An 11,774-nucleotide genomic window follows, 5' to 3' on the forward strand; every position below is an offset into this window, starting at 1 on the left:
TCTGCAATTAACTGAACACCTTCTAATCCTTTTTCAGTCACCATGTTTTTCCATTTTTCCTTATCTTTCTGCTTATCAATCGAAAGGCCAACAAAGACTATGTTTTTATTACGATATTGCTTTTCTACTTTCTTTAAATGTGGTATTTCTGCTTTACAGGGGCCACACCATGTTGCCCAAACATCAATATAAACATACTTGCCTTTTAAATCGTCTAAAGAAGTAGTACCACCTGCATGGTTCTCATAATTCATAAACTTTGGCGATGGCATACCATTGACAAAGGTTTTAAGGTTATTATACATTTTGGTTACTTTCTTCCTGTGCCATTTATTGCCTGATGCAGCCATCCAGGTGTCAAAGTATACCTTGGCATGCTTATTATCAGCATTTAAATGAAAACCTGCATATTGCATTAAAAGTCCATTTCGAATGGTATCATTAGGGATTTCTGATAGAACTTTGATGGCCAGCAAATCCCAGGATAGAGAATCAGGATTATTGGCTTTATTGATAACACTGGCATAATGCATGGAAGCTAACTCACGATATGCCGAAGAAAATATGTATTCTTGACCGCTGGAAAAATCATTTAATGCTTTATATTCATCCAAAAAGTTTTCTGACACCTCAAAATTCTTGTTGCCAGTAAACATGATATGCTTCATATCATAAGTAGGCAATTGCTTTAGATAAAAATAACGGATGTTGTTACTTTGCAAACGTTTAAATTTTTCAGACAAATTTGGAGTATTTTGCAACAATGCCTGACGTGCCATATTAATACTATCCCAGCGCTGCTGATAGCGTTTTTCTTTCAGCAAAGCCATCGTTCCTCTTCTTGAAAACTTCATATATAATTCCCGGTCGTCGAAAATTAACTTAGTTGCTTCAAAACCCTTTCCAGAAAAGGATAAGGTATTCTCAAAATCACTGGCATCATAACTAATCTTCAGATGGTTCCCTTTCTCAAGATATATGTACATCTTATTGGTACCATCACTAAAAACAAGCTTGTTCAGGTCAGTTTTAATGACATCATTAAAAACACCATCCTGCTTAGCTTCTATCTTTTGATTAAATGAACCATCATAACTATAAATACTAATGGTTTGTGTTTTGGCATTTGCAACTTTTACTGTTATCAATGGATTATTATTACCCCTTGCATACAAACAAGCTGTAACAGAAAGCATGATAAAAACAGGTACAATCAGAAACCTATTAAAGGTTCTATTGCATAAAACATTATTCAAATTCATAATCCTTTAATTTTCTAATTAACTTACTTAAAATCAACAACAACTACTTACATCGCCTCAATCTCGTTTTTTAAGTCACTAATTCGAGGATCATCTTTTCCACCCTTTTTAGCTTGCTTGACAAGACAGGTATTGATGTTGTTTAGTGCTTCTTTTTTATTTCCAACTTTCTTATTGAACAAAGCCAGGTAATAATAGCTCACATGACTCTCTTTTTTTGCTTCTTTAACCAATTCAGTTAAGCCAATCGCCTTTTCAAACACCCTGGCGGCTTCTTTAAATTCCGGATCAGTAGCTACCTTGTTTACTACATTTATTATAATCCGGCAACCGATACCTTGGTCTTGCGAATACACATCACGAGCAAATTTCTCATTACGCTCAAACCACTTATCGTACTGCTTATTATTTAAATACCAGTTATCATATAGCCCTTCCTGGAACATTCCCTGATCAGGTGATTCATATACTTGCCTGGTTTCTTTTACCGCCTCCTTAAGTTCATCCAGAGTGCAGGTCTCTGAAAGTTTGTTCAGGTAGCGGCTTATACTTGCTCCAACAACGCCTCCATAATTGCTTTCACCAATTTCTTCAACCGCTACAAACCGATCCTTATTGTCTACTATATAATTAAATTGTTCGCTTTTATACTTTAAGGCTTGCGACCAACCAATAACAGCAAAAGCATCCACATTGTACCAGTCATCTTTTGGTGTCTCGGTCATAAATGTTGTTCCTACCTTAATGGCCTTATCCAATTCCTTATTATTAAATAATGACTCTACATAAGTAAATAAAAACTTAATATTGCGCTCGCCGTTATCATACTTCTCAGCTAATGCCTCAAGTTTCAATCCGGGGTCAGTGGCAATGTTTGCTTCATCAATTAAGCCTCCAACGCCAGTTGCACCAACTTTTTTATGCACTACCTTTCCTTCTGCATCAAGAAATAACAGAGTTGGAAAACCTGTTACTGAATACTTCTTTTTCAAATCAATGCCTTCACCTTTTTCCATGTCAATTTTTATATTGACAAACTTCTCATTAAACACATCCCCCACCTTTTTTTGTGTAAAAACATTCTTAGCCAAAGATTTGCAAGGACCACACCAGGTAGTATAACAATCTACAAAAATCAACTTATTCCCGGCTTTTGCTTTAACCATTGCTTCTTCTAACGTACCTTGCTCAAATTCAATACCCTGAGCCATCAAACCAAATGTAAATAAAGCTAATAGGGATAATACAATCAATTTCTTCATAACTACTTTTCTTATTTGATAATTAATACAAATTTTCATTCCAGCTTAAGTATTGCATAACTCTAAGAATGACTTGTAATAAATGGGATTATAAATTCATCAGATGCATTTGAATAAATACAATTAGCAACAAGCAACTTGCTTGACCAAATAGATTAAAACCATTATTTCTATATCTGGGAGCACAGCCCGAGAAACTTCCCGGGCTGATCACAATTCACATATCGAACTGTCCAACAAACTAAACCCAAATGAACCGTTTATCTATGTTATTTATTATTCAGTCACTATTTCATTTTAATGATTTTCACTGTTCTCTTTTTATCACTTGCAAATAGGAGGTGCAAATAGTAAATACCATCAGGTAAGCCAGTTAATAATATTGCTTTTTCACTAACTCTTAAAAATCTGACTATTCCCCCATTACCATCCAGAACTTGAATAGATTTTAATGATTGATCCTCTTCTATGTTTATTAATCCATTAGTTGGATTTGGATATATGATGGGTGTCAACAATACTTTTTCATTATTGTCAATACCTGTTTTAAGAATTCCTAACAAGCTTACCTCTACACTAAGTCCATGAATACAAGTAAATTCTATCTCAGTTTTAAACTCATCACTGTAGATAATTCGACAAGCCTCTGATTCCTCTTTTAATTCAAATCTGCCATTGAGCGTTAGTTTTATTCTCCTTTCCTTTGCTTTTGGATGATCTGCATTTAACGACATATTAATTGCCGGATCTGCAATTGCTAATTTTATTTCACCAACTGCTTGCTCTTTTACCATCACCAAACACGGGTAATTGGTGGCAGCTATATATGATTTTGAAACTTTTGAATTAGGCTCAAATAATACAAACCCATAGGTTTTAGTTACTTTATCATAAACAACATGGGCTTTATTATCTTTTCTTATAACTGTATATGGGCGTTGGTCAGACGACTGCATTTTATTCTTAAACTCTTCCAATTCATCTCCTGAAGATTGCACCAAAATTGAATATTCGTATTCTTTATCCTTTGGAGAAGTTCCATGATCAATCCACGCCGAAGCAAAATTACCACTTGTAGTACTTCTGTTTTTTTGATGACGCGATTCCTGCTGCATTTTATAAACGTTCACTTTTCCTTCGGGTATATAATACCCATTCCCCTTCGTATCCAAAAGTGTGATTGGAACATGTTCATCAGCACGCAGTTCTTGTCTTAGTGGAAAGTCTGTAACACCTTCGTTATTAATCAATAATACTTCCGAGTCATTCTCCAGGTGTGTTTGAAACAATGTTGTTTCTGTTTTAGAAGCTTTATTGCTATTGTTGATTCCAGTACCCAAACATATAATACGATTATCGAATGCAAATACCGACTTACGCGCAACAAAATCAGATGTATAGTTCGTATAATTATTTTCTCGCAGTTTCATTCCAAAAATACCATTTCCATCTAATGAGCAAGCACCAGCAAACGTTTCATATTGTGAAAACTCATTCTGCTGGGAATAGGGAGCATCCAACAAATCATAGGGCAAATGAATAGTGGTTGTACCCGGGAAACGATTCCAATCCCATCCCTCTAATACAAATCCACTCGATGCAGCGGTTACCGGATCACCAGAAGCTAATATTTGAACACCTCCATATCCTTGATAGCGACCGTAACGATTATTGGCCGAATAGATTTCTGTACCAATAACATTCTTATTAAACCCCTTAATAGCGACTAACCAGTTATCCCGTCGATGCAGGTTAAGTGCACCATAATTGGCGCTTCTATTTCCAACCGGCGCTTCAGAAGGTTCTACTCCTAAGGCTTTTATTTCGTTATATAAGTCAAGCTTATAGCGCGCTAAGCGCAAATATTCGGCACCCAGTTCATGATCTATCGGATCATAGGCTTTAGCCAAATAACCCAAGGCATTTATAGCACCTGTTCCGGCCTCTCCTGCTATTGGATGTCGTCCGGCTAAACCATTTGGAAAGGCACGATAATTACAATACCATGATTGTAGTTCCAAGGCATTTCTAAAATTATTTCGTGCTTCTTCTGATAAGTTGTACTTGGTGCCACCAACATAGTTAAAATATTGCCCTAAGCCCGCAAATCCACCATTAGCATAGGCAGGATAGATCATATAATGGTGAAAACAAGAACCATCTGGTTTTAATCCTCCAATAACGCCGTCGCTAAACTGTAAAGCCGCATTCATCCATGCTGTATTTGACTCTATATCTCTTAACAGTTCTGGTGAGTCATCGCGCATCATAATCGCCATCAGTCGTCCGGGGATAATTGTATTCCAGGCATCGACCATCCCCTGAAAGTTATGGTATTCAGGTAACTGTCGAACTTCCTGTACCCCCATCCAAAATTGAATCATTTGAAATGCCGGTTCAAAACAACCTTTCTCTTTCAAAACTTCTTTCATTAACCAGATGGCCTTGGGGTATTTATTGAACTGATAACCGTAATGGTGGTTCGTTCCCAAACAGCTACCAACAGTTAAACCCTGATCGTATAACCAATCCAGTATATCTATAAACATCTGGTCAAAACCGTTGGCACGATGATGATGCCAGCCTTTGGCTATATCATACATCAAGGAACTTATCTCGCTATGTGACTGATCACCATTCGCTTCATCTACTTCATCATAAGCAACATAAGCTGGTCCGTAAATGATTCCATTTTCTTTTCGCAGGTTTAATTCATTGTATTTTTCCTGCACCTTGGTTATTTGAGCATCCGTTAGTGCTTTTCCCTTTACTGAATTAGTTATTCTTTGCCTGATTTCGGCGAATGCTTCTGCTTCTTCAGTACTAACTGCACTTTTCAATTCTATTTGAAAGTCATAATTTGAATACCAATACCATAAAGCCGCCCAATGGTTTTCTTTCATCGTAGGATTAATTTCCGGCAATTGTTTATCTGGCGTAACCCGGTCATTAATCCGCGTATCCGGAAATATCATTCGATCAAAATAAAGCGTTCCGCCATTGTTTGTTGATGGAGCGGTAATCTTTAATGTAACCAGATTCTTGTCTGACTTGATACCTTGCATATCTTCATCAAAACGAATCCAACAAGCACGCCAACCCGTAAAGTCGATGTGATACTTAAAATGGTACTGAATGGTGCCGTTACTGTTCATAAATTCGAACTTTAAATCAGCATCTTTCGCGTTGTCATTATAAATCCAGAGCATCATGCCCCCTTTATATTCTTTGCAGGCATTCGCCATTCCATCAGGATTATCGATGGTAATCGAACCTGAAGGTATCCAATCCCACTTAATAGATTCGTTACCCATTTTTGCATGCAATGATGACATGTGCAGGCCATTATTACTTGCTGTCCAATTGGCAGGAACAGCGCTTTCAAGTCCCAAATAATCTTGTGAATTAGCTTTTAGCAAAACCAAACAGAGTGTTAATACCAACCAATATTTAATTTTCATCTTTCCCTTTGATTTAAAGCTTACTATCATATTCCTGATAAGATTGAATTTTTCCTGAATTCCCTTTTCACTGATATAACCCATAACTATTATTGTTAGGTGACATGCTTTGAGGTAAAAAGTGACAAAACCACCTATCAGGCTCTATTTCAATAAACTAAAAAACCTTTTCTTTTCTAATGTTTATTGAATTGTTAGAAGTAAATTGAGAATAGCTTCATTACCAACTGCATCAAATAACTGTAGTTTCAAATTATAAGAACCAGCCAGGCAATCAGTGGGTATAGCCTGATCAAATAAGCGATAGGCTTTTAATTCCTTTTCCTTTGTATCCAAATCAATACAATATGCCTCTGGTTGCCATGGATCATCTATTCCGTTTCCTGCTTTTGTTGATTGATTAACCAATGTGACTATTAATTTATCAAGCTTAACATCATCAGTTAAGGTCCCCGATAACTCAATATATTCACCTTTTGATAAAGTTTGGTTCTCAACCGGTTCTGTTATTTGAAATTGCGGTATCTCTTTGTCTATTGGAGTATTGGGATCATCGCCAGATCCGCAGCCTAAAAACGATAATACAATCATAAAATATACTAATATTCTCATTTTTATTTAATTTCATTCATCTCACTAGTAGATATAAGCCGAGCATCTCACCTGACTCAGTGAAGAAAGAGAGACTTCCCAGGCAAGCCTCGAAGAATTACTTTGGTTAAACTTTTAATGAATGGTAATTCTTTATCCTGTAGAATAAGTTATTTAACTGGTACACACTTAACAATACCCTTGATTGCCGAAGCCAAGTACAAATTATCTTTAGCATCTACTATCATTGGTATGTATTCACAACCTTGAACCAATTCATCGATACCATCTATCACTTTGGCGCCATCTTTACCAAAAATCTTTATCCGTGTTGAATCTTTCTCAACAGTTACGATTGCTCCATTTGATAAAAAGGCTACACTGACAGGGTTGCAACAACCATGGAAATTATCAAGTTCTTTTCCTCGCTTCCCAAATGTCAACAGCAATTTACCGTCTAGGTCATATTTTTGAACTCTAAAAGCCCCCAGGTTGGCAATCAGTAACTCATTATCAGGATTAATGCTAAAATCCAGAATACCACAACAAGGTCGCATTTCTTTCATCTCTGATAACAGTTTCCCCGTCTGTGCGTCATAAATAGCTACCAACTGCCTTTTAACATCAGCTATCAATAGTTTATTTTCAACCACCCTGGCTCCAGAAGCATAAGCCAAACCTTTAATTTCAAACGTTTTTATTTGTCTTCCTTTTCTATCGTAAATAATACACTCATGCCCTTTGCTTACTTTTTTCTTCACCAGTTTGCCACGCACTTTCCTTTCTTGTACTTCCATAATTGGATGGAAGGTATATATCTGATCCTCTGCATCAGTAGCTATCACGCTACTACTCTTTTTTAGTTTAAAACTGGAGGCTTCTTTCCCACTTGGCTCCATTATTTTTATTTCACGTCCTTTACAAAGTGCGCAAACCTTATTATCTGATAATACACTTAAATACCTGATCCCAGTTACTTTATTTCCTTTATAGTCTTTATCTACTTTATAAGGTATGGTAGGTGCTTGCGTAATTTCACAGAGTTCCACATCGGTCTCTTCCATTTTTGCCAACATCAATTTTAATTCACGTAAATGCGGCGTATCCAGTTCAGGATCAATCAACTTAAGTACCTCTTTAATTTCATCGGCATCCATACCATGTGTCAATTCCTTTGCCACAAGCCCGGTCCAATAAGCATTGGGATTTGCTTTAATAAAAGTATATTTAATATCTTCCTTCTCTTTAGCCATATTCTCCAAAACAGCTTTCAAGTCTTCCTTTTTCACTGTCGATAAGTTGTATTTTTCATCAACTGCTTTATATTGGCTATTGAGCAGGCTAATATGATCATTCACATCGCATCCTTCGAGGCGCTTGGTAATAATTGCAGGAAACCCATCCCTTTTGCCTAACTCACCTTCAAAAAGCATTTCACCATTATCCACATAAAAATAAAAGCTCTTTTTTTCTTCCAGCAAAAAGAAGCTAAATGAGCACGGTTCTTTCAATGCCTCTCCTTTAATTTCAAAACAACCATCCTTAACTTCAACAATAATTTCTTTAGCTCCCTTATAAGCGGGTTTTACCTTCAATTTGTCATTTTGAATACCTTTTATGGAGCCCTTTATCCGATAACCTTCATTCATCGTTTCCCCACATCCGGCTAAACTAAGAGTCAGAACCGTGATAATGGTCATTAATTTGAATATATACTTCATGTTCTTATCTACTAGATTTTTGTACATCAATTGCGGGATTATTTGTGTATGATAATTGATCAATTAGATGGCTTTATTTTTAGGGATGCATTTAATAATCCCCTTTTTAGGCGATGCCAGGTACAAGTTGTCATTCTCATCCACAATCATTGGGATGTACCTACAACCAGTTACCAATTCCTGAATACCTTCAATTTGCTTTGCTCCTTCTTTACTATAAACCTTTATACGGGTTGGGTCTTTTTCAACCGTTACAATTGCACCATTTGAAAGATAAGCAACGCTGACCGGATTGCAACAACCATGGAAATCACTGACATCTTTACCACGCTGACCAAAAGCCAACAATTGTTTCCCACTCATATCAAAGGCCTGAACGCGAAAGGCTCCTAAATTAGCCACCAGAATTTCATTCTTTTCATTAATGCTAAAATCAAGAATTCCACAGCATGGGCGCATGCCTTCCAATACAGCTTCTTTTTCTCCTGTTTCACTATCATAAACAGCTATAATACGATTTTCCCGATCGGCTATCATCAATTTATTGTTCGCCAATCGAGCCCCTGTAGCCGAATTAAGGCTGTCTAATCTAATGGTGCGTATTATTTCACCTTGCAGATTAAACACCTTGCATGAATAGCCGGTTGTTTGCTTTTTCTTAAATGTTTTGCCACGATATTCTTTTGTGACTTCCTGAATAAGAGGACACATCACGTAAATATTATCTTTTTCGTCAATGGCCAGGGAGGTAGGCTTATTTTCAGACTCTGGTTTAAAGCTGCTAATTTGCCTCCCATGCTTATTGATCAGCTTAACCGTTCCATCTTTGGCTAAAGCACAAATATGATTATTGCTTAATACTCCCATATAAACAACGTTTAGTACAGAACTGCCATCGAATGTTTTCTCCACTTTATATGACACATCACTTGCAGTAATAGCCTCAGAAATATCGACATCTCTTGAATTGGCCACTTGCTCTTTTAATGATCGTACAACCGAATTATCCATTGTAGGATCGAGCAATTTAAGCGCTTTTTCTATTTCATCTTTATTCTTACCACGACACATATAAGCAAGGGCAACTGCCCCATAATAGTCGTTTGAATGCCTCTTAATATACCCTAATTCCGCTTCGACTTTAGCCTGTTCCCTCTCTTGCACCAATTTGTTGATTTTATCAGCAGACTCCTTATCTTTTCTAGCCTTATAGATCACTTGCTGATACTTTTGATTAGGTTCATTAATCACTCTCCAATATTCTTTATAATGCTGATTAACAATTGATCCTTCTATTTTTTCATCAATCAATTGTTTGTATTTTTCAGGCTTGTTTTCAAAAAAAGAGGGTCTTTCTTTTTCAACTAGTTTGGCGTAGTAATTGGTAATACCATTTTCGACATACATACTAAAAGATACCTCCGCATCTTTAATGGTAAAACCAATCCTGGTTGGCTCCTTTACCTCAGGTCCTTTAACCTGGAACTTGCCATTTGATACTTTATACTCTTTGCCTTTATGATGAACTACAATACCATCAGTCAAGCCTTCAATTGTGCCGTTTACTGTCCATCCTGCTTTCTCTTTTGATTGGTCACAGCCAATCAAGGCAATCGTTACAACCAAAAACAGTACTCCTTTTATAATTGATCTATTCATGATTTATATAATGTGTTAGAAATAAAAAAAGGAGGCACCTCAAATCAGATAGCCCCCTTAAGAGGGTTAGTCTATTTTTTATTTAGTTTCAATCAAAGCAATTATCAACGACCATGGCCATGTGTTTGCCCCTTAAATTCTTTTCAATTATTTCACCATCAGGCCCTACTAAAATGATATATGGATAACCGTCTATATTGTATTTTGCTACCAAATCGTTTACTCTCCCGCATGGTGATAAATAATACTTATTCAAATCAACCTTGTATTTTTCTAGATACCGACTCTGCCGTTCATGATCTTTTTCTGCCATTTTTTCATTACCGTCCATATTAATGCTTAACAAGACCATGCCTTCGTCTTTATATTTTGAACAAGCTTTAACAGCATTTGGAAATTCTTTAACGCACCAGTGGCAATAGTATCCACCAAAATCCATTAATAAGTATTTACCTTTAAAATTATCCAATGAATAAACATTACCACTTTTATCCTTAAGTTTAAAGTCGGGTATTTTTTTCCCATTCTGCATCCGTCCACGACTGACCAGTTTTTTCTTTGCTTTAATTAAGTAGGGAGAACTCTGCATTTCGGGCGAAAAATTGTTTGCAATGGTATTGGCTAATTCCAATGGTATGTAATTCAGATTATCTAATAAGATAAAGGTTGAGCTGATTTTGTGATTCCATTCAGGTATTTGATTAATCGCACTTGCAATTTGGGCACACCACTTTCTGTTTTTAATTTGTAGCTCCTTGATTTCTTCAAATTCGCCATTCATTAATAACGTTTGAGTATTAAAGTAAGTCTGTTTAATTGAGTCAAGTATTCCTAGCTTAGAATTGTATGATTCGTAAATTTGATGTTCCCTCCCGCCATTTATCTTATAGCTGATTCTGCCATATTGTTCCAATTGTCCTTTGATATTGATCACATCATTGCTAATAAATAACTTAATGGGTGCCAAGTAGGTTTCAACCTTGTTTTCATCATCTTCAATGTAGAACTTAACAATTTCATTTTTCTGAACACTGCCTTTGAATTCAAAAAGTCCGTTAACTAATGGTATGGTGTCGTTTATTGTTTCACCAATTGCTAATATATATCCGTTATTCACTCCTTTAATAAAACCTTTAACCTCGTAGGCTTGAGGTTTGCAAGAAAATAAACCTATACCAATCATCAATAATCCGAATATCTTTCTCATAATCTTATAGTTTATAATAGTTTATCTAATAACGTAGTTAAGGATTTATCATTGGGTTTAGGAGCCTTGGCAGTAATTAGTTTCCCTTTTTTATCAATAAGCATATAGTGTGGAATATAGGTGATATTATAGATACCTGACACACCGTTATTATTACTAATCAAGTTAATACAATCAATTTCATGCTTTTTAATCAGTTTCTTCCATTTCACTTTATCTTCGCCTAAGCAGATGGAGATAAATTCAATGCCCTTTCCTTTATATTTATTTTTGATTTCTTTTAAATGTGGTAGTTGGGCGATGCAGGCGGGACAATATACACCAAGAAAATCAACATATACATATTTGCCTTTAAATTGATTAAGATCAATCAATTGACCATCTTCATTTTCAAATTTTAAATCACAGAATGGCTCCCCTTTTAAGGCAACTTCCATACTTTTCATCTGCTCTGCAATGAACTTTAATTTCTTTGGATCGGTGATGTATTTCCTGGCCGTTTTAGCATTTGCATACGAAAGATCATCATAGAAAGCATTAGTTTGTATACGTTCCCATGCCCAAACGCTTTTTACCTTATCACTTTTTAATGCTCTTAATTGATATTTCAA

General features: G+C 36.0%; 8 protein-coding genes. All 8 read right to left on the reverse strand.

Translation table 11 applies throughout. The features are described from left to right. The coding region (locus tag AC4MRQ_RS22020) for a TlpA family protein disulfide reductase (RefSeq protein WP_491199885.1) at nucleotides 1-1,262 on the reverse strand (1,262 nt) is incomplete at its 3' end. Between the two features lie 47 nt (nucleotides 1,263-1,309). After that, a complete protein-coding gene (locus tag AC4MRQ_RS22025; RefSeq protein WP_491199886.1) occupies nucleotides 1,310-2,524 on the reverse strand; it encodes a thioredoxin family protein in 1,215 nt (404 codons plus the stop codon). Nucleotides 2,525-2,811: 287 nt separating this feature from the next. After that, entirely contained in the window at nucleotides 2,812-5,985 is a 3,174-nt protein-coding gene (locus AC4MRQ_RS22030) for a chondroitinase family polysaccharide lyase (protein ID WP_491199887.1), read from the reverse strand. Nucleotides 5,986-6,168: 183 nt separating this feature from the next. Continuing rightward, nucleotides 6,169-6,597, reverse strand: coding sequence for a DUF4625 domain-containing protein (locus tag AC4MRQ_RS22035; RefSeq protein ID WP_491199888.1), 429 nt, complete (start codon nucleotides 6,595-6,597; stop codon nucleotides 6,169-6,171). Between the two features lie 149 nt (nucleotides 6,598-6,746). After that, nucleotides 6,747-8,324 (reverse strand): hypothetical protein, encoded by a 1,578-nt coding sequence (locus AC4MRQ_RS22040; protein WP_491199889.1) that lies wholly within the window; start codon nucleotides 8,322-8,324, stop codon nucleotides 6,747-6,749. A gap of 36 nt (nucleotides 8,325-8,360) precedes the next feature. Continuing rightward, nucleotides 8,361-9,956 carry an NHL repeat-containing protein gene (locus AC4MRQ_RS22045; RefSeq protein WP_491199890.1) on the reverse strand — a complete coding sequence of 532 codons (1,596 nt, stop codon included), beginning with the start codon at nucleotides 9,954-9,956 and terminating at the stop codon, nucleotides 8,361-8,363. Nucleotides 9,957-10,044: 88 nt separating this feature from the next. Continuing rightward, nucleotides 10,045-11,163: a redoxin domain-containing protein gene (locus AC4MRQ_RS22050; protein ID WP_491199891.1), complete on the reverse strand. Its 1,119-nt coding sequence runs from the start codon at nucleotides 11,161-11,163 to the stop codon at nucleotides 10,045-10,047. 11 nt (nucleotides 11,164-11,174) lie between these two features. Beyond that, nucleotides 11,175-11,774: TlpA family protein disulfide reductase (locus AC4MRQ_RS22055; RefSeq protein WP_491199892.1), on the reverse strand; the 600-nt coding region annotated here is incomplete at its 5' end.

Source organism: Carboxylicivirga sp. (assembly GCF_982718395.1).